The sequence below is a fragment of the Novosphingobium sp. PhB55 genome (assembly GCF_004368805.1).
Lineage (GTDB): Bacteria > Pseudomonadota > Alphaproteobacteria > Sphingomonadales > Sphingomonadaceae > Novosphingobium.
The window spans coordinates 58,008-82,553 of sequence record NZ_SODQ01000004.1 but is presented as its reverse complement, the minus strand read 5'-3'; the positions used below and the strand labels follow the sequence as shown (position 1 = coordinate 82,553).

Annotated in this window: 16 protein-coding genes; 10 read left to right on the top strand and 6 right to left on the bottom strand. The window is 67.1% G+C overall.

Translation table 11 applies throughout. The features are described from left to right. Positions 1-55: 55 nt before the first annotated feature. Entirely contained in the window at positions 56-2,890 is a 2,835-nt protein-coding gene (locus EDF57_RS10755; RefSeq protein ID WP_243841003.1) for a TonB-dependent receptor, read from the bottom strand. Positions 2,891-3,566: 676 nt separating this feature from the next. Between EDF57_RS10755 and EDF57_RS10750 the strand changes: the two genes are divergently transcribed. The 4 genes from EDF57_RS10750 (at position 3,567) to gstA (ending at position 7,703) form a co-directional block, all read left to right on the top strand. Then, positions 3,567-6,020, top strand: coding sequence for a zinc-dependent metalloprotease (locus tag EDF57_RS10750; protein WP_134094229.1), 2,454 nt, complete (start codon positions 3,567-3,569; stop codon positions 6,018-6,020). Between the two features lie 85 nt (positions 6,021-6,105). Continuing rightward, positions 6,106-6,654, top strand: a complete 549-nt coding sequence (locus tag EDF57_RS10745; RefSeq protein ID WP_243841002.1) for an Lrp/AsnC family transcriptional regulator — start codon at positions 6,106-6,108, stop codon at positions 6,652-6,654. Between the two features lie 109 nt (positions 6,655-6,763). Beyond that, a complete protein-coding gene (locus EDF57_RS10740) occupies positions 6,764-7,087 on the top strand; it encodes a hypothetical protein (protein WP_134094227.1) in 324 nt (107 codons plus the stop codon). Positions 7,088-7,106: 19 nt separating this feature from the next. Then, complete coding sequence (gene gstA, locus EDF57_RS10735) at positions 7,107-7,703, top strand: glutathione transferase GstA (protein WP_134094226.1); 597 nt, start codon at positions 7,107-7,109, stop codon at positions 7,701-7,703. Between the two features lie 47 nt (positions 7,704-7,750). Here the strand turns inward: gstA and EDF57_RS10730 are convergent, their stop codons facing one another. Next, entirely contained in the window at positions 7,751-9,178 is a 1,428-nt protein-coding gene (locus tag EDF57_RS10730; protein WP_243841001.1) for a dihydrolipoyl dehydrogenase, read from the bottom strand. A gap of 379 nt (positions 9,179-9,557) precedes the next feature. Between EDF57_RS10730 and EDF57_RS10725 the strand changes: the two genes are divergently transcribed. Genes EDF57_RS10725 through EDF57_RS10700 form a run of 6 tightly spaced genes read left to right on the top strand, consistent with a single transcriptional unit; the run spans position 9,558 to position 17,363 of the window. Then, positions 9,558-9,647 (top strand): potassium-transporting ATPase subunit F, encoded by a 90-nt coding sequence (locus tag EDF57_RS10725; protein WP_132267089.1) that lies wholly within the window; start codon positions 9,558-9,560, stop codon positions 9,645-9,647. 11 nt (positions 9,648-9,658) lie between these two features. After that, positions 9,659-11,362 (top strand): potassium-transporting ATPase subunit KdpA, encoded by a 1,704-nt coding sequence (gene kdpA, locus EDF57_RS10720; protein WP_134094224.1) that lies wholly within the window; start codon positions 9,659-9,661, stop codon positions 11,360-11,362. 10 nt (positions 11,363-11,372) lie between these two features. Continuing rightward, positions 11,373-13,421 (top strand): potassium-transporting ATPase subunit KdpB, encoded by a 2,049-nt coding sequence (kdpB, locus tag EDF57_RS10715; protein WP_134094223.1) that lies wholly within the window; start codon positions 11,373-11,375, stop codon positions 13,419-13,421. A gap of 11 nt (positions 13,422-13,432) precedes the next feature. After that, positions 13,433-14,023, top strand: coding sequence for a potassium-transporting ATPase subunit KdpC (kdpC, locus tag EDF57_RS10710; RefSeq protein ID WP_134094222.1), 591 nt, complete (start codon positions 13,433-13,435; stop codon positions 14,021-14,023). Beyond that, on the top strand, positions 14,020-16,665 hold the full coding sequence (locus tag EDF57_RS10705) for a DUF4118 domain-containing protein (protein ID WP_134094221.1): 2,646 nt from the start codon (positions 14,020-14,022) through the stop codon (positions 16,663-16,665). Before kdpC ends, EDF57_RS10705 begins: the two co-directional genes overlap by 4 nt. Then, complete coding sequence (locus EDF57_RS10700; protein ID WP_134094220.1) at positions 16,662-17,363, top strand: response regulator transcription factor; 702 nt, start codon at positions 16,662-16,664, stop codon at positions 17,361-17,363. Before EDF57_RS10705 ends, EDF57_RS10700 begins: the two co-directional genes overlap by 4 nt. A gap of 46 nt (positions 17,364-17,409) precedes the next feature. On the opposite strand, the gene EDF57_RS10695 is transcribed toward EDF57_RS10700, so the two are convergent. The 4 genes from EDF57_RS10695 to EDF57_RS10680 all read right to left on the bottom strand — a co-directional run bounded on the left by EDF57_RS10695 (position 17,410) and on the right by EDF57_RS10680 (position 24,430). Further along, entirely contained in the window at positions 17,410-18,825 is a 1,416-nt protein-coding gene (locus tag EDF57_RS10695; RefSeq protein WP_208324841.1) for a glycoside hydrolase family 28 protein, read from the bottom strand. Between the two features lie 15 nt (positions 18,826-18,840). Then, the gene (locus EDF57_RS10690; protein WP_208324840.1) at positions 18,841-21,054 is read right to left on the bottom strand and encodes a hypothetical protein; all 2,214 of its coding nucleotides are present in this window, start codon (positions 21,052-21,054) and stop codon (positions 18,841-18,843) included. Between the two features lie 152 nt (positions 21,055-21,206). Then, positions 21,207-22,286 (bottom strand): PepSY-associated TM helix domain-containing protein, encoded by a 1,080-nt coding sequence (locus EDF57_RS10685; RefSeq protein WP_134094219.1) that lies wholly within the window; start codon positions 22,284-22,286, stop codon positions 21,207-21,209. After that, on the bottom strand, positions 22,286-24,430 hold the full coding sequence (locus EDF57_RS10680) for a TonB-dependent receptor (RefSeq protein WP_166675241.1): 2,145 nt from the start codon (positions 24,428-24,430) through the stop codon (positions 22,286-22,288). The genes EDF57_RS10685 and EDF57_RS10680 overlap by 1 nt, the downstream gene beginning before the upstream one ends. Between the last annotated feature and the right edge of the window lie 116 nt (positions 24,431-24,546).

Below are 24,546 nucleotides of genomic sequence, written 5' to 3'. Positions count from 1 at the left end.
GAGCGTTTTTCCACCGGGCACCGCCGCCCGATGGAAAAACGCGGCAATTGGAAACTCAGAACTCGACCTTGGCGGACATGCGGAAAGTGCGGCCGATCACGTCGTAGCGGCTGCGGTTGGTCTGGGCGTAAGCCGGCACGTTGTTGCCGTCAGGCCCGTTGCCCACGAGCACGGGATCCTTGTTCAGCAGGTTGTTGACGATGAAGGTCAGGTGCCCGACCCCGCCCATCGCCGGGAACTTGAAGTCCACCGAAGCGTCGAAATAGGTCGCGCCCTTGATCGAGTTGTCGTTGATCGTGCGGTATTGCGCGGTGCTGACCGGGCAATCGCCGTCGCATTCGATCCAGTCGTTGCCGTAGACCCCATCGGTGAAGCCGCGCGCCACCAGGTTGAAGCTGACCGGGTCGATGTCGTAGAAGGCGCTCAGTCGGTAGACCCAGTTGGGCGAGGCATACGTGCCGCTGGTCAGGACGCCGGCATAGTCGATCGGGAAGCTGATGCCGTCGTCGACGACGTTCTTGATGTAATGGGTGGTCTGCCCGTGCAGGCGCAGGGTGCCCGGGCCGACCGGGACCGCGTAGCTGGCCTCGATATCGAAGCCGCTGGTTTTCTGGCGCGCGAAGTTGATCGGCGTGAGGTCGATCGTGCTGAGCTGCCCGTTCACGAAATGAATGTTCGGGCAATAAGAGCTGATCCCCTGCTCATAGCACAAGTCTACGGTCTGCTGGGCGGTGATCGAACCGATCGCGTCCTTGATCCGGATGGAATAGTAATCGAACGAGAGCGAGAAGCCCGGCAGGAACGTCGGTTCGAACACGGCGCCAAGAGTCCAGCTGTCGGCGACTTCGGGCTTCAGGTTGCGATTGCCGAAGGCGTTCTGCACGAATTGCAGCGATCCGGTCTGCGGGGCATCGGCGCCGGTCGGGATGATGACCGAATTGGTGCGCGCGGTACCGGCCGCGAACAGTTCCTCCAGGTTGGGCGCGCGGATGTCGTGGCTGATGTTGCCGCGCAGGCGCAGGGAGTCGATGGCCTGCCAGTTGGCGCCGACCTTCCACGTGCCGACCCAGCCCGACGTCGAGTAATGCGTGCCGCGCGCGGCGGCATTGACGTTCATGCCGTCGAAGATGGGCACGTCGAGTTCGAGGAAGCCCTCGTAGACGTCGTACTTGCCCTGGTTCACGCGGAAGTTGCCGTAGAGCCAGCCGGAATTGTACTGCGGATCCACCGAACCGTCGATCTGCTCGCGCCGCCATTCGACGCCGGTGGCGAAGGCCAGGTCTCCGGCCGGCAGCGCAAAGGCCTTGCCCGAGATCGTGGCGGCGGCAACGTCCTGCTTGATCGTCTGGTGGCGCAGCGGCTGGTTGCCGTCGTTGTAGATGTAGTTGAGCGCTTCCTGCGAGGGACCGTCGGTACCCAGCCTGTCGATGGGCACGCAGCCGTTACCCGGATTGGTCAGGGTGGAGCGGCAGACGATATTGCCCGTACCGTCGAACACGGCGTCCTGCGCCAGGGCCATGCGGGAATTGAGCCAGGTATTGGTCAGCTCCTCGCGCGCCTTGGTCACGCCCTTCTGGTAGTAGACATCCCAGTTCATGGCCTTTTTGAACATGTCGAACTGGCCCTTGGCGCCCACGACGCCGCGATAGACCTCGCGCTTGATATTGCTGCCCGGGATCGGGAAGCCGGCATTCGACGTGCCCACCGTGATCGAGGACAGCCCTTGCGCCGCCATCGCCGCGGCAACGGCCGGATACTGGCTGAGCAGGTAGGCATTGTCGGCCGCGATGGAAACGCCGGTGCTGGGCGTCTGCTGGTACGAGCTGGCGCTGACCGAGCGGTTGTAGGAGAACTGCCCGAAGATCTCGATATCCGGCGTGATCTCGAAGCCGGCGCGCTGGAACAGGCTCAGTCGCTCGTCGAGGGGGACCAGGGTATTGGTGCCGAGGTGCCCGTCCAGCGTGGTCTGCCAGTCGCCGCCGATCATCCAGGGGCTGGAGACGGTTCCATAGGTGAGCTGGGCGGTCTGCCCCTCGCCCAGGAAATACGTGCCGCGCAGCGGTCCGCTGGAGATCAGACCGCCTGCCGTGTAGCCGGCCGGGCCGATGCCGCTGCCGACCAGGCGCTGCGGCGCGCCGTTGGTGCCGTCATAGGCGGGGTTGTTGATCTGGAAGTAACCGCTGTCGTTCCAGTCGCGGTTGATCCCTTCCTCGCGGGTCTGCTTGAAGTAGGACACGTTGGTCAGCAGGTGCAGGCGGTCATCCAGCAGCGAGAAGCCCGCGGTGCCGGTGAAACGGTAGTTGTAGGCGTCGCCATAGGTGGAGAGGCCGGTATCGACCCCCAGCTTGACGCCTTCGTATCCCGTATCGAGGATGAAGTTGACCACGCCGCCCACCGCGTCCGAACCGTAGGCGGCAGAGGCGCCGCCGGTGATGACTTCGACGCGCTTCACCAGGTCCTGCGGGATCGTGTTGATGTCCACCGTGCCGCCCACGGTCGAGGCCACCGAGCGCTGCCCGTCGACCAGCACCAGCGTACGGCCCACGCCGAGGCCGCGCAGGCCGATCGAGTTGATGCCCGCACCCGCGTTCGACAGGCCGCCCGAGCTGTTCCCGGACGTGCCGCTGCCGGCGATGGCGGGAAGCTGGTTCACGAAATCGGAGATGTTCGCAGGCGCCTGGGCGGCGATATCCGCCTCTCCCAGTACCGCCACGGGGGTCGGCGCGCTGTAGCCGTCGCCGACGATGCGCGAGCCGGTGACGACGATATCGTTGACCGGTTGCTCATCGACCGCAGCGCTCTGGGCCAGCGCCGGCGTCGCCACCAGCAAGGGCGCCGCCACGCCTGCCAGCAGCAGGGCACGGATCGAGCGCGCTGAAAAGGTATCCATATTGCCTCGGCGCCGCGAGGTCTGGACTGCATTGCGCATCGCGAAAACTCCCTGTGACTGTTTCTCGCCACAGGCGCCCTCATCCCGATGGATGGAGAACTGGCAGCCCCGGACAGGCGAACACGCACCGCCCTCACGGTGCCTTGTCGACGCCCAACTGTGTCGGAACCCCTGTTCCCCGCACCCGCCAAATCCGCGGGCACTCCATCATCCGGCAATGTCCGCTTCGATGTCGGTTGCTCCCGACCCGGACTGCTGCCTGACTACTGCGATACTATCCGCAAGGGTGCGAACGATCCCACGAAAGTTCAGGAGATTTTCACCCCCTCGCGACGGATTTCATCACCGATTAGCAATATCGCGCAAGAAAGATGCATCCGCTCTCGCGAAGACGCACGTTCCTGAAATCAGCCATGGCCTGATTCGCGAAATGCAGTGCAGCATCGCACCTAAGGGCTGGGACTTTCACGAGAGGCAGCCCGCCCGCGCCGGAATTTCACGTCCTTGCGATCGTTTGCGCAGGATTCCATCACGGCGCGGTGCGGCCGGCCCGATAAGTTCGGGGAAGCTGCGTCCGGTTTCGGCTAGGCTTGCTGCAAGAGCGAGACAAGCGCGGCGAACAGGGGCCGCCGTCTCGTTGTCCTTCGAACGTCCGCTTCCAGGGGAACCTTCCAAGATGTCCATCGTCGCCCGCATGAAATCCATTCTCGCCGCCGGTTGCGCCGTAGCCTGCCTCACGCCCATGGCCGTGGCGGCGGCACCGGCCGCGGTGGTCTCGTCGCCGGACGGGGCCCTGCTTCCGGTTCTGGTCGACGCCGCCAAGGGGCGGTTGCTGCTTTCCCTGCCCGCGGCCGACGCGGAGGGTCTGTCGGGCCGCTACCTGTTCACGCAGGCGATCAAGACCGGCCTCGGCTCGGCGGCGATCCGCATCGACCGCGGCATGCAGGGCGATACCAAGATCCTGGTCTTCCGCCGCATGGGCGGCAAAGTCGCGGTGCTGTTTGAAAACCCCCGCTACCGGGCGAGCGGCGATGCCGAAGTGGCCAAGGGCGCCCGCGCGAGCTTCCCCTTCAGCACGGTAGCCATGCTCGAAATGGTGAGTGAAGCGGGCGGCGGCGTGACGGTGGATGCGACGCCGCTCGTCACCAGCGACGCCATGGACCTTGCCGGCGCCATCGGCGAAAGCGCCAAGGGCTACAAGCTCTCGGAGAAACTCAGCGCCCTCGACCCGGCGTCGGTCAAGGTCTTTCCCCGGAACGTCGAGTTCGAAACCGTCCAGACCTTCACCGCCGATAGCGCGGGCAAGGAACTCGACGTGCTCGCCCCGGATGGCCGCGCCGTGAGCGTCACCGTCCATTCCTCGCTGGTGGCCCTGCCCGAGCCCGGCTTCGTGCCGCGCAAGTTCGACATTCGCTCCGGCAGCCACGCCACCCAGGTCTACGATTTCGGCACGCCGCTGGGCAGCCCGATGCTGGTGGAATATGCCAACCGCTTCCGGCTGGAGAAGACCGACCCCACCGCGGCCCGATCGCCGGTGAAGAAGCCTATCGTCTTCTACATAGACAGCGCCGCGCCCGAGCCGATCCGCTCCGCCCTGGCGAGCGGCGTGCGCTGGTGGGCCGATGCCTTCGACGCAGCCGGCTTCATCGACGCCTTCCAGGTGGCCATCCTGCCCGCCGGCGTCGACCCGCAGGATGTGCGCTACAACGTGGTCAACTGGACCGACCGGCAGAACCGCAGCTGGTCCTACGGCGGGGGCGTGATCGATCCGCGCACCGGCGAGATCGTGAAGGGCGTGGTCGTGCTGGGCGCGCTGCGCGTGCGGCAGGACATCACCGTGTTCGAAGGCCTGGTCGGCACGGCGCAGAACAATACCGGCGGCGCCAACGACCCGGTTCGCGTGGCCCTCGCTCGGATCAGCCAACTGGGCGCGCACGAAGTGGGCCATGCCATCGGCTTCGTGCACAACTTCAAGGCCAGCCTGCAGGACCGCGCCTCGGTGATGGACTATCCGGGGCCTAAAGTGGGCATTGCCGACGGCCGGCTGGACCTCGGCGATGCCTATGCCACAGGCATCGGCAAGTGGGACAAGTTCACGGTAGACTGGCTATACGGCCAGCCCGCACCCGGCGTCGACGGCGATGCCGAAGCAGCGGCCAAGGCCGATGCCATTCGCAAGGCCGGCCTGATCTACGGCACCGACATCGACGGCCGCGCCCCCGATCTCGCGGTGCCCGGCGTCAACATGTGGACCGAAGGGCAGGACACCCCCGCCGATCTCGCGCATACGATGGCGGTACGCCGGCTCGCGCTGTCGGGCTTCGGTCCGAACGTGCTGCTGGCGGGTGAGCCGCTCTCCAACTTGCGCCGCAAGTTCGTGCCGATCTGGCTGTTCCATCGCTATTCCATCGACGCCACCGGCAAGCTGGTAGGCGGGGTGAACTACGAATACGCGGTCGTCGGCGATGGACGCGACACGCCCCGCCCTGTCCCGGCCGCCGACCAGATGGCGGCGATGGATGCGCTCATCGCCACGCTCTCCCCCCGCGAACTGACGGTTCCGGCGGCGCTCTCCATGCTGCTGTCCAGCGGCACAAGCGCCCGCACCGATGCCGAGGCAGCGCCCGAAGTGCTGCGCGGGGCCGGATCGGCAGTGTTCGATCCGCTCGTCGCCGCGCAAGTGGGCGCGCAGATGACGCTCGACAGCCTGCTTGCCCCCGCGCGCCTGACGCGCCTGCACATCCAGCATGGCTACGATGCGGCCCAGCCCGGCGTCGCCACGCTGCTCGACAAGCTGTCGCCCGTCATCGCCGCCCATGGCGATGCGGTTTCGCGCCGGATCGCCCAGACCGCCCTGCTGGCGATCGCCTCGGCCCGGCGCGATCCGGACACCCCCGCAGACGTCGCCGCGCTGCTGGACGGCTATCTCAAGGATACCGCCAAGGGCTTTGCCCGGGCCAGGAGCGGCTCCGAGGACGGCCTGTGGCAAGTCTCCATGGCAGCCCTGCTCGGCGATCCCGAGCGGCTGGAAACCGAAATCGGCAAGCTCAGCCGCCCGCGCCCGCCGATCCCCGCCGGCATGCCGATCGGGGGCGAAACCGGCTGGTTCGACAACATTCTGTCCGAATAACGCCTCAGACCCGCACCTTTTGTTTGAAATCGAAGGGAAACCCGGCACTATGGTTTCGAAACAAAAAAGAGGGGCGCTCATCAGGATGGATATGCAATCCAGCAAGCTGCATTGGCTTGAGGCAGCACGCGGCAAGCCAATGCAGCACGAACTGGACGACACCGACCTTCGCCTGATGCGCGCGCTCGTTTCGGACGGGCGTGCATCGGACGTGTGGCTGGGCGAAAAAGTGCAATTGTCCAGCACCGCCGTGGCCCGCCGCCGCAAGATCCTGGAGGAAGCGGGCTACATCACCCATTACTCGGCCAACCTCAACGTCCGCGCGCTGGGTTACGGAACATTGGTGATGGTCTCGATCGAGCTTGTCTCGCAGGCCGAATCCGTGCTGCAGGACTTCGAGAAGGCCGTGCTCGACAGCCCCTCGATGCAGTTCTGCGCCTTCGTCACCGGCGATACCGATTTCCTGATGATCCTCAATGTCCAATCGCTGGAAGACTACGACATGATCTACCGCAAGGAACTGTCGGTGCTGCCGCATGTCCGCCGCATCCGATCGAGCTTCGTGCTGCGGGAAGTGGCCAGCCGCCAGATCGCGCCGGCCATTCTCAACCGGCCGCTTCACGCCGCGAAGTAGTCGCCCCGCGCCGGTATTCCGGCCGGGAAAACCGACAAGGCGCGCGTCCGCCGCGAAACCGCCCGATGCCTGGCGACGTTGACCTGTCGTCAGATCGGGAGAGCGATGGATGACCGAGCCGCATTTCAGGCCCACGATGAAGATGGCCGCAGCCGCGAGACGCGGGCTCCGCCTGCGCGAAAAATTCGGCCGCGGCGGGACCAAAGTGGGCGTCGAGCGCGCGCACCAGCTGGCTAGGCGCCACGATCTTCGTGCAGGCGACGTGAAGTCCATGCACAGCTACTTCGCCCGTCACGCCGTGGACAAGGACACCGCGACCCACAAATGGAATTCGAACAGCGACCCTTCGGCCGGGTTCATCGCCTGGCTGCTGTGGGGCGGGGACGCCGGCAAGGAATGGGCCGATCGCAAGGCCCGGACGCTTGAAGCCTGATCCAGGAAGAGGAACCGTCATGAAGCTCTATTACGCACCCGGCGCCTGCAGCCTTGCCGACCATATCGCGCTGATCGAAAGCAAGCTGCCCTTCACCATCGACAAAGTCGATCTCAAGGCCCGCACCACCGCCGAAGGCGAGGACTATACTGCCGTCAATCCCAAGGGCTATGTCCCGGCCCTCGGTCTCGACACAGGGGGTGTCCTGACGGAGAACGTGGCGATCCTCGGCTATATCGCCGACCGGGCCGGAAACCTCATGCCGCAGGGGCCGCTCGGCCGGTTCCGGGCGCTCGAGGCCCTCGCCTATATCTCGACCGAATTGCACAAGAGCTTCGCGCCCTTCTTCAAGCCGGGCTCCTCGGACGAGGCAAAGTCCGCCGCGAAGACCCAGCTGGGCAAGCGCTTCGGCCTGTTCGAGGATGCGCTGGCCAGCCAGGAATTCGCGCTGGGCGATCAGTTCGGCGTCGCCGACTGCTACCTCTTCGTCATGCTGTTCTGGGCCAGGGAGAAAGTCGGCCTCGACCTGCCGCCCAACCTCTCATCCTACTACGAGCGTCTCTCGCAGCGCGCCGCGATCCAGCAGGCGTTGGCAGAGGAGGGGCTAGGGGACTAGGGGGCTAGAAGGCTAGGCGGCCCAGAGTCAGGACCTGGCCCGGGCCGTCATCCCCCGGGCATGAAGCCATCGTCCCGGTCGGAGGCGGTGGGTGCGCTGATCGCATCGCAGATCGCCCGAAGCGCCGGTTTCAGGCCTTCCTCGTAAGTGGGATGATAGAACGGCATGGCGAGCATCTGGTCGGCGGTAAGCCCCTGGTCGATGGCCAGCGCGAACAAATGGGCGCTGTGTTCCACGGCCGGCCCGACCATCTGGACCGCCAGCAGCCGGCCGCCTTTCGCATCGGCATCGATCTTCACGCAGCCCGCGTTCGTGGCGAAGACCTTGGCGCGTCCCTGGTCTTCGTAGGAGGCGGCGCCGCGCACCGTTGCGGCGCCTTCCGGCACTTCGCCGACCCGAGCCATGGCGGGCGAAGTGAACATGATCGAGAGCGGCGGCATGCGGCGCCCCGGCTTCACCTCGGGGAAGCGGGCGGCGTTGCGACCGGCGATGGCGCCTTCGGCCTGCGCCTCGTGCAGCACCGGCCGGCCATGCTCGGCGTCACCGGCGATGAAGATGGCCTGATCGCCGCACTGCATCGTCCGCGGGTCGGTCTTCGGCGCCCCATGCTTGTCGAGAGCGAGGCCGGTGGTTTCCAGCCCCAGATCGGCAAGCTGCGGAGGGCGCCCCGCCGCGGCCAGGATATGGTCGAAAGTCGCATCCCCCCTGGACTTTCCCGTCCAGGACAAGCGGACCTGCTTGCCCGAGGCTTTCGCCGAGAGCTTCACGCCGAGATGGACGGCAAATTCGGCTTCCAGACATTGGCGCAGGCTTTGCGCGATCGCCTCGTCTTCCAGTCCTGCCAGGCTTTCGCCTTCATCGAACACGGCAACGTCCACTCCCAGCCGCGCCAGCGCCTGCGCCAGTTCGAGGCCCAGGGGGCCCGCACCGATCACGCCGACGGAGCCGGGCAGCGCCTCAAGCTCGAACAATGTCTCGTTCGTCAGCACGGCATGACCGACTTCGCTGAGGAAATCGGGAACCGAGGGTCTGGCCCCCGCGGCGATCACGACGGCTTTCGCCGTGACGCTGGTGCCGTCGTCGATGACCAGCTTGCCCGCACCTTCGAACCGGGCGCGTCCCTTTAGCATCGTGCCCTTGGGCAGCTTCCCGAACTCGGCCTTCACGCCGGCCACGAACCCGTCCCGCAGCGCCCGCAGCCGCGCCATGACCGCGGCGCCATCCACCACAGGCTCCGCGCGGACGCCGAAGACTTGCGCGTGACGGGCCGCATGGGCCGCCTGGCCCGCGGCGATCAGAAGTTTCGAAGGCATGCACCCCACCGTGGTGCAGGTGGTGCCGGCAAAGGCCGGATCGATCAGCAGCGTGGAGGCGCCATTGGTCCGGGCCGCACGCTCGGCAGCAAGGCCCGCCGTGCCCGCGCCGATGATGGCGACATCGCAGGTCCGGTCAGTCATGCCGGGCCGCACCGCCATGGCTGTTCCAGCGGGCCCTGTCGCCCGGCTGCCGTATCTTCGTCATCGCTGTCTCCTTTGCCTGGAACAACTCGCGAGGGCGCCAAGTGTTCGCGCCTTCCGCCGGGACTTGCGGCTCATGAAGCAGGCGGCCAAGGCAGCGGCCCCGTGCGGGCCATCATATGCAAATCCTATGCGACCGGCCCCAGCCTCGTCTCGAATGTTTACGGCGGATGGGGCTAGCGGGGCTGCTGCAATCGCTTCCGCCGCACCGCGCGGCGATGGGCGTGCAGGAGCATCACCATGCAGGACATCCTCTGGATCGGCCTCTTCCTGACCTTGCTGGCGGCGAGCCTCGGCTACGCGGCGCTGTGCGACAGGGCGTGAGGAGCAGGCAGCCATGACCATCGATCTCTGGCTGGGCGCGGGAACCGCGCTCGGTCTTCTCGTCTACCTCGTTGCCGTGCTCGCGCGGCCCGAACGCTTCTAGGAGGCGATCCCATGACTTATCAGGGATGGCTGCTGATCGCAGCTTTCGTCTGTCTGCTGCTGGCGCTCGTCCGGCCGATGGGCCTCTGGCTCTTCGCGCTCTACGAAGGCCGCCGCACCCCGCTTCACTCCGTGCTCGGCCCGGTCGAGAGCGGTTTCTACCGCCTCTCCGGCATCGATCCGCAGGAGGACCAGTCCTGGCGGCGCTACGCCGTGCACATGCTGATCTTCAACGCCGTGCTGCTCCTGCTGACTTATCTCGTGCTGCGGATGCAGGCGCTGCTGCCGCTCAACCCGCGCGGCCTTCCCGCCGTGGGCGAGCACCTCGCGTTCAACACGGCGGTGAGCTTCACCACCAACACCAACTGGCAGAGCTACGCAGGCGAATCGACGATGTCGAACCTCAGCCAGATGCTGGGCCTGACACTGCACAACTTCCTTTCCGCCGCCACCGGCATAGCGCTCGCCTTCGCGCTGTTCCGCGGCTTTGCCCGAAGGAGCGCAGCGGGCATCGGCAATTTCTGGGCCGACATGACGCGGGTGACGCTTTACCTGCTGCTGCCGCTCTGCACCGTGCTGGCGCTGTTCTACATCGCCAGCGGCGTGCCGCAGACCCTGGCGGGATCGGTCGATATCACGACCCTGGAAGGCGTGAAGCAGACGCTGGCGCTCGGCCCCGTGGCGTCGCAGGAGGCGATCAAGATGCTGGGCACCAACGGCGGCGGCTTCTTCAACGCCAACTCGGCCCATCCCTTCGAGAACCCCTCGGCACTGACGAACCTGGTGCAGATGCTCTCGATCTTCGCGATCGGGGCCGGGCTGACTCACGCTTTCGGCAAGGCCGTGGGCGATGCGCGCCAAGGCTGGGCGATCCTGGCCGCGATGATGGCGCTGTTCCTGGCGGGCACGGCCGTGACGTACTGGCAGGAAGCCGCCGGCAACCCGGTGCTTCATCATCTCGGCCTCGGCGGCGGCAACATGGAGGGCAAGGAAGTCCGCTTCGGCATCGCCGCTTCCGCACTGTTCTCGGTTGTCACGACGGCGGCGAGCTGCGGCGCGGTCAATGCCATGCACGACAGTTTCACCGCGCTCGGCGGGCTGGTGCCGCTGTTCAACATCCAGCTGGGCGAAGTCGTGGTCGGCGGCGTGGGCGCGGGGATCTACGGGTTCCTGCTGTTCGCGATCCTGGCCGTTTTCGTGGCGGGGCTGATGGTCGGGCGCACGCCGGAATATGTCGGCAAGAAGATCGAAAGCCGCGAGGTCAAGCTGGCGGTGCTGGCCATTGCCGTCCTGCCGCTCGTCATCCTGGGCTTCACCGCCCTCGCCTCGGTCCTGCCCGCCGGGCTGGCCGGACCGCTGAACAAGGGACCGCACGGATTTTCCGAGATCCTCTATGCCTTCACCTCCGCGGTCGGCAACAACGGCTCCGCCTTCGCCGGGCTGACGGCCAATACGCCCTTCTATGACGGCATGCTGGGCATCGCCATGTGGATCGGCCGCTTCTTCATCATCATCCCGATGCTGGCCGTGGCAGGCAGCCTCGCCGCCCGCAGGCACACCCCGCCCACCGCGGGCAGCTTCCCCACCACCGGCCCGCTCTGGACCGGCCTGCTGATCGGCATCGTGCTGATCGTCGGCGGCCTGACCTTCCTGCCCGGCCTCGCCCTTGGCCCCGTTGCCGATCATCTCGCGATGATCCGCGGCCAGCTTTTCTGAGGATCAACCCATGGCTCGATCCGCCAAGACTTCGCTTTTCACCGCAGACCTGATCCTCCCCGCGATCGGCGATGCGTTCCGCAAGCTCGACCCGCGCGAACTGATCCGCAATCCGGTGATGTTCACCACTGCCGTCGTCGCCGTCCTGCTCACGATCCTGCTGATCGCCGGGCATGACGGACTGGCCGCCGGCTTCAAGATCCAGCTCGTGCTCTGGCTCTGGCTGACCGTGCTGTTCGGCACGTTTGCCGAAGCGCTGGCCGAAGGGCGCGGCAAGGCGCAGGCCGCGTCCCTGCGCGCCGCCAAGGCCGAACTGACCGCCAGGCGGCTGAAGGGAGACGGCCTCGGCGCGGACGACCGCTACGAGGAAGTGCCCGCCAGCGCCCTGCGGCGCGGCGACGTGGTACTGGTCCGGACCGGCGACCTCATCCCCTCCGACGGCGAAGTGATCGCGGGCGTCGCCTCGGTCAACGAAGCCGCCATCACCGGCGAGAGCGCCCCCGTCATCCGCGAGGCGGGCGGCGACCGCTCGGCCGTGACCGCCGGCACCCGCGTGATCTCGGACGAGATCCGCGTGCGTGTCACCGTCCATCCCGGCCAGGGGTTCCTCGACCGCATGATCGCGCTGGTCGAAGGCGCGGAACGCCAGAAGACCCCCAACGAGATCGCGCTGACCCTGCTGCTGGTGGGCCTGACCATCATCTTCCTGATCGCCGTGGGCACGATCCCGGGCTTTGCCAGCTATGCCGGCGGCACAGTGCCGGTGGCGATCCTGGCCGCCCTGCTCATCACCCTGATCCCCACCACCATCGCCGCGCTGCTTTCCGCCATCGGCATTGCGGGGATGGACCGTCTGGTGCGCTTCAACGTGCTCGCCAAGTCCGGCCGCGCGGTCGAGGCGGCGGGAGACGTCGACGTGCTGCTGCTCGACAAGACGGGCACGATCACCGTGGGAGACCGCCAGGCCAGCGAGTTCCGCCCGGTCGGCGGCGCCACCACGGCCGAACTGGCCGAAGCCGCGCTGCTCGCCAGCCTGGCCGACGAGACGCCGGAAGGGCGGTCGATCGTCCTGCTCGCCCGCGAGACATGCGGACCTGGCCCGGACGCGCTGCCCGAAGGTGCGACCGTCATACCCTTCACGGCGCAGACCCGCATTTCCGGCATCGACACCGATGAACGCATGGTTCGCAAGGGCGCGGTCCAGGCGATCCTGCGCGCCCATCCCGGGGCCGCCGCCACCGTTGCGGCCACCGAATTGCGCCGCGTGACGGACGAGATCGGCCGGGCTGGCGGCACCCCGCTGGCCGTCGCTTCGAACGGCCGCCTGCTGGGCGCGATCTTCCTCAAGGACATCGTCAAGGCCGGCATCCGCGAACGCTTCGGCGAACTGCGCGCCATGGGCATCCGCACCGTCATGATAACGGGTGACAATCCCCTGACCGCCGCCGCGATCGCTGCCGAGGCCGGGGTGGACGATTTCCTGGCCGAGGCCACGCCGGAGGACAAGCTGGCACTGATCCGCAAGGAACAGCAAGGTGGACGCCTGGTCGCCATGTGCGGAGACGGCACCAACGACGCACCGGCACTGGCGCAGGCGGACGTGGGCGTCGCCATGAACACCGGTACCCAGGCCGCGCGCGAGGCGGGCAACATGGTCGATCTCGACAGCGATCCCACCAAGCTGATCGAAGTCGTGGGCCTCGGCAAACAGCTGCTGATGACCCGCGGCGCCCTGACGACGTTCTCGGTCGCCAACGACGTCGCCAAGTACTTCGCGATCATTCCCGCCATGTTCGTGGCGCTCTATCCAGGGCTCGGCGTGCTCAACGTCATGCGCCTCGGCACCCCGGAAAGCGCGATCCTTTCGGCGATCGTCTTCAACGCCCTGATCATCCCCTGCCTGGTGCCGCTGGCGCTGCGGGGCGTGACGTACCGGCCGATGGGCGCCGGCCCGCTGCTGGCGCGCAACCTGGCGCTCTACGGGCTGGGCGGACTGATCGCGCCCTTCATCGGCATCAAGCTCATCGACATGGCCGTGAACGGCCTGGGCCTCGCCTGAGGAGACATGGAATGAACCGGGATATCCTTTCGTCGCTGCGTCCGGCCCTCGTGATGACGGTGCTCTTCGCGCTGCTGCTGGGCCTCGCCTATCCGCTGGCCATCACCGGACTGGGGCAGTTCCTGTTCCCCGCCCAGGCGGGCGGCAGCCTCATCGCGGAACGCGGCAGGATCGTCGGCTCCTCCGTGGTGGGGCAGGCCTTCGTTACCGAACGCTACTTCCACACCCGCCCCTCGGCAGCGGGCAAGGGCTACGACGGCCTTGCCTCCTCCGGGTCGAACCTCGGTCCCGCCTCGCGCGTGCTGGCCGAGCGCGTGGGGGGCGACATTCACGCGCTGCAGACTGCGGCACCCGGTCGACCCGTTCCATCCGACCTGGTGACCACCTCCGCCTCGGGGCTCGATCCCGACATCAGCCCCGAGGCGGCCTTGTACCAGGTGGACCGCGTCGCCCGTGTCCGCAATCTCGATCGCGCGGCGGTCGAGACCCTGGTCGAACAGTCCGTGGAGCGGCCGATCCTGGGCTTTCTGGGCGAACCGCGCGTGAACGTCCTGATGCTCAATCGGCGGCTCGATGCCATTGGCCGCAAGCCCGTGCCGTGACCGAAGCCGATCGGCCTTCACCCGAAGCCCTCCTGCGCGCCGCCGCGCGGGAGGGACGCGGCCGTCTCAAGATCTTCCTCGGCGCCGCACCGGGGGTGGGCAAGACCTGGGAAATGCTGACCGAAGGCCGCCAGCGCCGGGAAGCCGGCGCCGACGTCATCGTGGGCGTGGCCGAAACCCATGGCCGGCGGGACACCGAGGCACTTCTGGGCGGCCACGAGATCATCCCCCGGCGGCAGATCGATCACCGGGGCCATGCGCTGGACGAGATGGACCTCGACGCCATTCTCGAACGCTGCCCCGGCCTGGTGCTGGTCGACGAACTGGCGCACAGCAATGCGCCCGGCAGCCGCCATCCCAAGCGCTATCAGGACGTGGTGGAACTGCTCGACGCCGGGATCGACGTCTATTCCACACTGAACATCCAGCACGTCGAGAGCCTGAACGACGTCGTCGCCTCCTTCACCCGCGTCCGCGTGCGCGAGACGGTGCCGGATTCGATCCTCGAACAGGCCGAGATCGAAGTGGTGGACATTCCCCCGGACGAGCTGATCGAGCGGCTGCGGGACGGCAAGGTCTATATCCCGCATGAGGCGACGCGGGCGCTCGGCCACTTCTTCTCGAAATCCAACCTCACGGCCTTGCGCGAACTGGCTCTGCGCCGCGCGGCTCAGGCGGTCGACGCGCAGATGCTGGAGCACCTGCGCGCCCATGCCCTCGCAGGCAGTTTCGCCGCGGGCGACCGGATCATGGTCGCCATCGGCGCGGATGCCCACGCGGCCGGGCTGGTTCGCGCGGGCAAGCGCCTGGCCGATGCGCTGAGGGCGCCCTGGAGCGCGGTCCATATCGAAACCCGGCGGGACCATCACTTCCGCGAGGAGGATCGACGCCGGTTGGCCGAAGCACTGGCGCTGGCCTCCCGGCTCGGCGCATCCACCGCCAGCATTCCGGCCTTCGGTGTAGTCGAAGGTCTGCGCGACTTCGCCCGGCAGGAACGGGCGACCCAGTTGGTGATCGGCCAGATCGCGACTGGTCAGATCATGACTGGCCAGATCCTGCCCGGAACGTCTCACCGCTCCCACTGGCGCGTGCGGCGGCGCGGGTCGGCGGTGGACCGTCTGCTGGGCAGCATTGGCGACGTGGCGATCCATGTCCTGCCGTTCGCGGCGGAGCCCGTCCCGCGAGGCCGGAGGGGACGTGGCCCGCGCCGGCGCTGGGGGCCGCCGTCGCACTATCTCTGGTCCCTGCTGATGGTCGCCGCAGTGACCGCGGCCGGGCGGGTGCTCGTCGAAGTGCTCGATCTTGGCAATATCGCGTTGCTGTTCCTGGTGCCGGTCATGTTCGCCGCCGCGACATTCGGCCTGCGCGCCGGACTGTTCACCGGGCTCGCGGCCAGCCTCGCCTACAATTTCTTCTTCCTGCCGCCCACCGGCACACTGACGGTCAGCAACCCGGAGAACGTCGTCTCCATCCTCGTCCTCCTGGGCGTGGCCTTTGCCACCAGCCAGTTCGCAGCCCGCGTCCACGCGCAGGCGGAACTTGCCGGATCGAGCGCGCGCCAGAACGCCGCGCTGGCCGGCTTCTCGCGCCAGCTCACCGCCGCGGCGACGCAGGAGGCGCTGCTCCAGGCGATCTGCGCGGAAGTCGCCCGGCTGCTCGACGTGAAGACGGTGCTGCTGCTCCCCACCCCCCAGGGCCCCGAGCTTCGCGCCGCCTTTCCGCCCGAGGACCGACTGGGGCAGATCGAGATCGCCGCCGCGCAGTGGGCGCTGGACAGGGGTTTGCCCGCCGGACGCGGTTCCGCCACGCTGACCGCATCGGACTGGCTGTTTCACCCGCTGCGCACCGCGCGCGGTGTCCTTGGCGTACTCGGGATCGCCCGGAGCGACGCCCGCGACCCGCTCCGGTCCGACCGACTGCCCCTGTTGATGAGCCTGCTCGACCAGGCCTCCATCGCCTTCGACCGCATGGCGCTGGAAACGGAGCATTCGCAGGCGCGCCGGATCGCCGCGCCGGACGGGCTGAACGCGGCCTTGCTTTCCGCGCTGGACCAGGATCTGCGCAGCCCCCTCTCCGCAATCGTCGCCGCGGCCCGGGACATGAAGCGACGTCCCTCGGCAGACCTGGCGGGCATCATCGAAACCGAGGCCGCCCGGCTCGACCGCCTGGCAGCGGCGCTCATCGATCTGGCCCGCCTGGAAACCGGCGCCCTGCCCGTGCAAGCCGAAGCGACGGACCTGTTCGGCGCCGTCGCGGATGCCTTGCACGAAACCCGCCGGTCACGGCAGGATTCCGGCGTGACCATAGATATCGCGCCCGGCATGCCCCCCGTGCAGGTCGACCCGGTGCTTCTGCGCCATTGCCTCGTCATCCTGCTCGACAGCGCCGGCAGCGCCGCGGAACGGGAACTCCTGATCCACTGCCGCCGCCTGCCCGACGCGATCACGCTCTCGATAATCGGGGCCGCGCCCCAGCACGCCACCGGGTCCGCGCGCGTTCAGGGCATTGTGAAAGCCTTCGCCCGGGCTATGGATCTGTCGGTGGAAGCGGCGGGCGATGACGCGGCCCCGGGCCCCGGCTTCACCATTCGCATTCCCGCAGCGCTGATCGGCGTGCCTCTCGATAGCAAGGACCTTCCATGACGGCCCCGAAAGTCCTCATCGTCGACGACGAACCGCACATTCGCTCCCTCGTGCAGAGGGCCATGGCGGACGCGGACTATGCCGTGGTGGCGGCGGAAAACGCGCGCGAGGCGCTGGAACTGCTGGCGCAGGAGGAGCCGGACCTCGTCCTGCTCGATCTCGGCCTGCCCGATCGCGATGGCCTGGAACTGGTGCCGCTGATCAAGCGGCATGGCGACAAGGCGCTCATCGTCATTTCGGCCCGCGACGCGATAGAGGAAAAGGTCGCAGCGCTCGACCTTGGCGCCGACGACTATCTCACCAAGCCCTTCGACATCGCCGAACTTCTCGCCCGCGCGCGCGCGGCGCTGCGGGGCAGAATGACACGCGGCGGCAGCGGGAACGGCCGCGTTCTCGTGATAGGCGATCTCTCGATCGACCTGGCCTCGCGCCGGATCGTGAAGGGCGGCCGCGAAGTCCGCCTGACCCCCAAGGAATATGCCGTGCTGTCCCAGCTCGCGGAATTCCCCGGCCGGGTCATCACCCATGACCGGATCATGGCACATGTCTGGCCCGACGCCGCAGAACGCCATGTCGAATACTTGCGCGTCCTGGTGCGGGCCTTGCGCCAGAAGCTGGAAACCGACCCCCAGCGCCCGCGGATCATCGGCAACGACGCAGGCATCGGCTACCGCCTGCGCCTTGCGGAAGACCTCTGATACCGCGTTCCGCGTTCCTAGCCACTGGCCGCTCGCCACCGGCCGATCAGGCGCGGTTCGTGAAGCCTTCGACGTTCTTCGTGACGACCGCGGGGCCGGTGAGCGCGCGAACCTCCACGCCTTGCAGCGATACGTTGCGCACGGGGAGTTCGCTTTCCCCGGCGATCGCGCAGACCGAGCGGGCATGGCCGACTTGCACGTTCCGAACGTGAAGCCCTTCGATGGGGGTCAGCTTGCGGACATACGTGGGCAGCAGGGTCTTCCACTGGTAGAGCACGTCCGTCTCCACGGCCAGAACGCTACCGGCCAGCGTCGTGGCCGTGACGTTCGACATGTGGATGTTGCGGACGAAGCCGCCCCGGCGCTCGTTGGTCTTGACGAACAGCAGGTTGTCGATCGGCACTGCCGTGCCGTCCTTCTTCTGCCCGTCTCCCACGAAGTGGCAGTTGTCCACCCAGACGTTCTCGATCCCTGCCGATAGCTCGCTGCCGATCGCCATCAGTTGATGGCCGTTCACGATGCGGCAATTGCGCATGACGATGTTCTTCGCGGGCACGCCCAGTCTCCAGGCGTCCATGTCGCGCCCCGATTTCACCGATACTGCGTCGTCGCCCTGGTCGAACTGGCAATCCTCGATCAGCACGTTCTGGCTCATCTCCGGATCCACGCCGTCGTTGTTGTGGCCATGCGCGTGGATCCTGACCCGGCGGATGACCACGTCGCGGCAAAGCAGCGGATGCAGGGTCCAGAACGGGCTGCCCTCTATCGAGATGTCCTCCACCAGCACGTTGCGGCAGCGGTTGAACTGGATGAAATGCGGCCGCAGGTTGTTCTCACCCACCGCCATCTGCCGCTCGGCCACCGGCCTGTCGCTGCGCGCCATTTGATAGAGCGCGACCAATGCGTCCATATGCGCCTTGGGGCGGGCGTACCACCGGCTCCAAAGCTCAAGTTTCGCCTGAAGCTTCCCCGGCCCGCTGATCGCGACGTTGTGGCACCCATAAGCATAGATCAGCGGCGAATAGTTGAAGCATTCGATCCCTTCCCACGATGTCTGCACCGCTGGCAGATAGTCCTGCGGATCGTCGGAAAAGAGCAGCGTCGCGCCTTTCGCGAGGTGAAGATTGACGTTGCTGCGGAGGTGGATCCTGCCGGTCGGCCACAGGCCCGGCGGGACCAGCACCGTGCCGGCCCCCGCAGCGCTGGCCGCTGCCACCGCCTTGTCGATGGCCATGCCGGTGCGCTGCTGGTCGTCCTGCCGCGCGCCGAAATCGGTGATCGGGAAGATCCGGCTCGCGGAGAAATCGGGCACCTCGATATCGGGCATGGCGAAAGGCGCTTTCACGCGCACACGCTGCTGCCGCGGGGCCGTTCCGCCAGCGGCAGCGAGGGCGGGCATGGTCAGCAGCGGCGCGGCGCTCGCCGCCTGGAGCAATGTGCGGCGGGAAAGGATGCGGTTCAACGGCCTGGCTCCTGATCAGCTTCGATAGATGGGCACATGGCGAGCACCCGGCACGAAGGGCGCCGGCTCAGGCCCGCCCAGCGGCTTGACGATGATGTTCGCGAACCAGGGACGACTGACCCGGTCGGCTGTCTGCCCGACCAGCAAGCCGGCCATGCCCTTTCCGTAAAGCCCGTCCCGCGCCGTGAGCACGGGCTTGCCGTCCAGCAGGGCCGTGATCTCTTCGCCCTGAAAGCGCAGGCTCAGGTCATGCCAGCGGCCCGGACGCAGCGTCGGCACGGCAGCATGGGCGAGCAGCAACTCCCCGCCCTGCGCGGCGCCTGCCGCCTTGCCGAGAAGCGCCTGCTGTTCGGCATCGCCGACCGGGGCCTTGGGATCCTTCTTCCCGCGAATGGCGACCAGACGGCAATGGCCCCCGTCGGCGACTTCAAAGAAATAGCCCTTGGGGATGAAGCCATAGCCGGTGCCGACATGGTTGATCCGCCCCATGATGCCCGCGACGTCCCCGGCGCCAAGCCAGACCCGGCTCGCGATCTCGTAATCGGACCAGGCCGCGTCGCCCAGGATCGTATAGGGCCGCCAATCCGGCGCCCAGGAGATCGTGGGCACCGGCACGACCTGCCGCAGGCACTGGCCTTGGCCGTCGGGCCGGTCGGTGAGTTCGAAGACTCCGGCGATATCCGCCGTATATCGCGGCAGGTACCCGCTCGCTTGCGGCGCGGAATAGTCGCCGAAGCGGTCGTGATAGGGAAAGGGAAAGGCTTTCGGCGCCGGGATATCGGAGAAGGCGCCCTTCTGCTGGCCGGTGGTGGTCGACAGCGAGTAGATCGCGTCCGGCTCCAGCATGACCGAGACGCTGCCGCCTTGCGGGTGGAGATCCCCCTGCCGGGCGAACTGCTCGCGCGCGGTGCTGCGCCAGAGGCAGAGCGGCCGGCGCGCAAGCCCCGGGCCGATGTCCAGCCGGATCCGCTGCTGCCCTTGGGCGCCCTTCGTCTCGATGATCGTGCTGAAGTTGCCGTCCGGCGATTTCAGCGTGACGAAAGAGCCGCCTTTCGCCAGCACCCCGCTGCCGCCCGGCACGTAAGTCCAGCCGATCTCGGTGAACTGCCCGTAATGCGCATAGCCCCAGAGCGCCTCGCGCACCCGGTAGTGCCCGCTCCATGGTTCGTGCGCCAGCAGGGCTGCGGGGTCTTCGGAGTAAGGCTCCAGCGGATAGAGCGCGGCGATATCATACCAGTTGACGATCTTGGTCGCGCCGCTGTCGATATAATTGCGATTGAAGCATTTGACGATGCCCAGGGCGCAGTCGAAACCCTTCTTGTAGACGTGGTCCTCGCTGTTCCAGATCGGCTTCCCCATCGCCCTGGCGGCCGCGCGTACCTCCGGCGTGGTCTTGAAGTTGGAATGGAACGTGTGAGCGCTGATGATGTCGATCGAGTCCCGCAGCTCCTTGTCGGCCAGCATCTGCGGCACGAAATCCAGCTTCCATTCGGGCCAGTTGTCGAAGGCATGCAATTTGACCTGCCCGAAACCGCGCGTTCTCAGCGCCGTCTTGAAAGCCTTGGCGAAAGCGAAGGAGACGCCCTTTTCGTTGCGGACGCCGATCGCGTCCAATTCGAGCCCGTGAACGCTGCGCAGGCCCTCCAGCCATTTGAGGTAATAGTCGACGGTATCGGCCGAGAAGAACTTGGCGTCGCCCTGTCCCGGCATTCTGTCGAAGTGCCCGCCCGCGTCCCCCAGCCAGCCGGGCGCGCTCCAGGCCGTGGCATCGAGACTGAGACCGGGATTGCGCGCCTTCGCCTCCTTCATGATCCACCAGGTGTAGCCGCGGCCGTAATCCAGATCGTCCCGCGCGTGCATGTGGCTGGGCATGGACCCCTGGGTGGCATTGCCGTCGCCGGGGATTTCCACGAGCAGGGCGCTGACCGATGCGCCAAACCTGGGCTTGAAAAGCAAGTCGAGGATCTGGCTGCGCTGCGGCTCGGGATAGTCCTTGAGCAGCACGGAAGTGGCACCGCCGCCGTTCACCACGCCGATCCCGTCGAAGCGCTCGCCCGGCCGGTCCCCCCGCAGCCTCAACCGGGTTTCGCCGGGCTCCACGCTTTCGCGTGCCATCGCGGGGAAGCTGCGCAAAGCGGTATAATGCAGGGCGGCAAAGGCGCCGACCAGGAGGTGCCGGCGCCTGCCGCTATCGACCGTGCCGTCTGCTTGCCGCAGCCATTTCCGCATCCTCTACCCTCTCCGCCGCAACGTCACGCAGTCCCTGACCGCGTCCGCAGGATCGTTTGTGCCAACGCTGGCACAACCAAGGCTGGCACAATTGAAAGGGCTGCACAATCGCTCTTGTGCCGCGGAACGCCGCAAAGCGGCCGAAAGGCGGATCAGCGGCTGGAGAGCGGCTTTGGCGAAGCGCGCCGCCGCGGCCGTCTGAACCAGAACGACCACAGGGTGAAAGTACCCAGCATGGCAAGGCCGAGGCCGGAGAGCGTCATGACCAGGCGAAACGGCAAGCCGCCCACTTTTCCGGCATGAAGCGGGTAGAGCGCATTGTACGCCGTCACCCTGCCGGAGAGATCGGCGGCGTCGCGGGCCGCGACGATGCGGCCGGTGTCCGCCGCGAACCATACCGTCGTGCGGCCGTTCGGCAACCATTCCCCCGGACCGCGCATCCGCAGGGTTATCAGCCCGCCATCGGCGCGCGGCAGGGCAAGGCTGCGCACTTCCGCAGCGGGGAAGCGCCCGCGCGCGGCGCGGATCATCGCTGCCCAGTCGAGATCGTCGGCCAGCGCGGCTGCCGGTGCAGTGGGCGGCTTCAGCGCCCGGTCGATCTCGCCGGGCGCGCCGGGGCCGAGGATGACGGCGGCCAGCGGCCGGAACACGAGCACCGTGCCGGTCACCAGCGAGAGTGCCAGCAAGGGGGCGATGACGATGCCCAGGTCGCGGTGCTGGCGCACGATGGACGGGCGCGTCATGCGGGCAGGCCAGAGCCGGAATTCGAATGTCCGGCGCGTCCGCCACCACAGGATGGTCCCGCTGATGACGAAGAACAGGCCGCAGAGACCGGCGATCCCGATCACGGTTTCGCCCTCTTCGCCTGCGAGCAGGTGCTGGTGGAAATCGGAAAGCCACAGTTCGGGCCGTGCCCACTGGCTGCTCCAGTCGAGCACCGGATCGCCCGCCTGCGTGACATAGGCCCCGGCGCCGCCCTTGTAGGCCAGCCGGTCCAGCCCGAAGTCCGCATTGGCGAAGGTGATCGACTGCGGCCGCCTGGCCGGATCGGCCATGAGCCGGGCGGCCGTCGCCGCCAGAACTTGCGTGCTCTGCACTTGCGCGTCGCCGGCATGAGGCAGCGCGACCCAGGCATCCCGATGGACGAGGATTGCGCCCGTCAGCCCCATGATCGCCAGCAGCAGGCCGACCAGCCCCCCGGTCCAGCGATGCAGGGTGTCCAGCAGCTTCATCAGAAGCGGTAATCCCAACTCAGCGTGAAGTTGCGGCCGCGACCGGCGAAGAAATGGGCATTGTCGGTCGGGCGCACCGTCTGGGTGTAGTAGTCGATGTAGAAGGTGTCGAAGATATTCTGCGCCGCCAGCGTCACGCCGCCGAAGCGCGTATCGTAGCGCAAGCTGAGGTCGGTCACGTCGTACCCGCCGAAGCTGTAGGTCTCGTTGTAGTCGCCCGGTGCCCGTTCGAACTTGTTCGAAAGGAAGAACTGGGTCTGGACCCGTGCCGAGACGGCGCCCTGGCGGTAGCTGGCCGCCAGGTTGAGGCGATCGGGCGAGATGTTCGCCCCGTCGAGATCGCGGTCGACTTTGTCGATGCCGTCGTCCGAACCGTCGGTGCGCCCGATGAGGTGGGCATAGCCGGTGGAAAGCGTCAGCCCCGGCACCGGGGTCTGGGCCGAGAGGTTGATCTCCAGCCCCTGGATCTCGACGCGCTGGCGCTGCACCTCGAACACGCCGCCGCTCTGCACCAGCAGCGAGCCGTTCTTGCTGGTCGACCAGAAATAGGCCGCGCTGGCATCCAGCGGACCGCGCTTCACCTCGACGCCCAGTTCGCGGTTGTTCGACACGATCGGGCTGATGTTGACGTAGTTGTCGATGTCGACGCCGGGCCGGCTGACAGCGCGCGCGATGCGGCCGACGTCGGGCACCGTATAGCCCTCGGCATAGCTGGCATAGGCGCGGATGCCCTTCCACGGCTCCAGGATGACGCCGCCGTTGAGCAGGTTGTCGCTGAACTTCGGCGTGCCGCCCGAAACCGCAAAGCCGCCGCCGTAGCTGGCGAGCGTGCGATAATCGTCGACGGTGATCCGTACGTCCTCATGGCGCACGCCGGCCGCAAGGTGCAGCACGTCGTCCAGCAGGGCGAGGTTGAACTGCGCGAAAGGCGCCAGACTGCGATATTCCGCCGGCGGCACCCACGAACGATCCGTGGCGATCAGGCGCTGCTCGGTCTTGTCGAACAGCACGTCGAGACCGACGATGACGGTCAGCGCCTCCAGGCCGGGCACCTTGCGTTCGTAGGAGAACTTGCCGCCAAATTTGCGGCTGCGGTTCTGGGACTGGTCGAACAGGGTTCCCAGCGGGGCGATCGCGGCATCCTGGAACGTGGCGATCGGGGCGATCTCACCGCCGTACGTGTCGCGCGAACGGTTGAGGAAGCCCTGAAGCATCAGGTTGCCACCCCAGAGCGCGGTATCCGTATAGGTCATCGCCGCACTTTCCGTGCGATTGGTGGCCGGCACGCCCGGCGGGGTGCCTCGAACCGAGGTCGTGGGCAGGTTGCGCGTGTAGTCCCCATTGGCGGCGACGTAGTCGCCCTCGCCCTTGAGCTGGAAGCGGTTGACCATGAGATCCAACCGCGCCGTATCCGATACCGCATAACCGAAGCGGCCGAACACCGACCACGAGCGGCTGTCCTGGGTCTCGCCCTGGGTCAGGTCGGTGCCGATGCGATCCCCGTGCCCATCGTAGAACACGCCGCGCTTTTCGAAAGCCCCGCCGACCGTGGCGTCGAAGCGCCCCTGCCGCCAGCCGACCAGGCCGGCGACTTTGCCGCCCATGCCGTCATCGCTGAAGCCCGTGTCCGAATTCCCCTGCACCAGCACGCGCCCGGAAATCCCGTCCTGCCGCGGCGGTCCCACCGTCACCTGGTTGACGATGCCGCCGGTGCCGCCGATTCCCTGCAGGGCGTTGGAACCGTAGATCACTTCCACGCGGTCGACGAAGAACGGATCTATGGAGAACCCGTCGCGCGCGCCGTCACGCAGAGGTGCCGTTTGCGGAATGCCGTTGATGGCATAAAGCGGCGAGCGCCCGCGCAGCGTCTCTCCCGCGCCGGACAGCTTCTGCCGGGTGGGCGAAAACGAAGGCGTAAGCGCCGAAACCGCATCGACGATGGAGCCGCCGATGGCCACCTGCTGGCTGAGCGCGGCGTTGTCGATCACGTCGACCGTCATCGGCAGGGTGTTGATCGGCAGCGCGGTGCGGGCCGCCGTGACCACGATCCCTTCGTCCAGCCCCTGGTCCGGTCTGAATTCCTGCGCAGCGACGGGCGCCGCGGTCAGCACAAGCGGCAAGACGAGCATCGAATGACGGATCATGATTTTTTGAGGCCTCCCTTATCGGGCGGCCTTCTAACGCCACCCCCCTCGAATGCAAGTCACTCGCATTAGCGACTGCTGCCAAGTGACAGCGGGAAGCGGCCCGAGAGCAGCAA

Excerpts from the sequence above, each read along its gene's own strand:
- EDF57_RS10755 (WP_243841003.1), bottom strand. The coding sequence starts at position 2,890 with ATGGATACCTTTTCAGCGCGCTCGATCCGTGCCCTGCTGCTGGCAGGC.
- EDF57_RS10750 (WP_134094229.1), top strand. The coding sequence starts at position 3,567 with ATGTCCATCGTCGCCCGCATGAAATCCATTCTCGCCGCCGGTTGCGCC.
- EDF57_RS10745 (WP_243841002.1), top strand. The coding sequence starts at position 6,106 with ATGGATATGCAATCCAGCAAGCTGCATTGGCTTGAGGCAGCACGCGGC.
- EDF57_RS10740 (WP_134094227.1), top strand. The coding sequence starts at position 6,764 with ATGACCGAGCCGCATTTCAGGCCCACGATGAAGATGGCCGCAGCCGCG.
- gstA (WP_134094226.1), top strand. The coding sequence starts at position 7,107 with ATGAAGCTCTATTACGCACCCGGCGCCTGCAGCCTTGCCGACCATATC.
- EDF57_RS10730 (WP_243841001.1), bottom strand. The coding sequence starts at position 9,178 with ATGGCGGTGCGGCCCGGCATGACTGACCGGACCTGCGATGTCGCCATC.
- EDF57_RS10725 (WP_132267089.1), top strand. The coding sequence starts at position 9,558 with ATGACCATCGATCTCTGGCTGGGCGCGGGAACCGCGCTCGGTCTTCTC.
- kdpA (WP_134094224.1), top strand. The coding sequence starts at position 9,659 with ATGACTTATCAGGGATGGCTGCTGATCGCAGCTTTCGTCTGTCTGCTG.
- kdpB (WP_134094223.1), top strand. The coding sequence starts at position 11,373 with ATGGCTCGATCCGCCAAGACTTCGCTTTTCACCGCAGACCTGATCCTC.
- kdpC (WP_134094222.1), top strand. The coding sequence starts at position 13,433 with ATGAACCGGGATATCCTTTCGTCGCTGCGTCCGGCCCTCGTGATGACG.
- EDF57_RS10700 (WP_134094220.1), top strand. The coding sequence starts at position 16,662 with ATGACGGCCCCGAAAGTCCTCATCGTCGACGACGAACCGCACATTCGC.
- EDF57_RS10690 (WP_208324840.1), bottom strand. The coding sequence starts at position 21,054 with ATGCGGAAATGGCTGCGGCAAGCAGACGGCACGGTCGATAGCGGCAGG.
- EDF57_RS10685 (WP_134094219.1), bottom strand. The coding sequence starts at position 22,286 with ATGAAGCTGCTGGACACCCTGCATCGCTGGACCGGGGGGCTGGTCGGC.
- EDF57_RS10680 (WP_166675241.1), bottom strand. The coding sequence starts at position 24,430 with ATGATCCGTCATTCGATGCTCGTCTTGCCGCTTGTGCTGACCGCGGCG.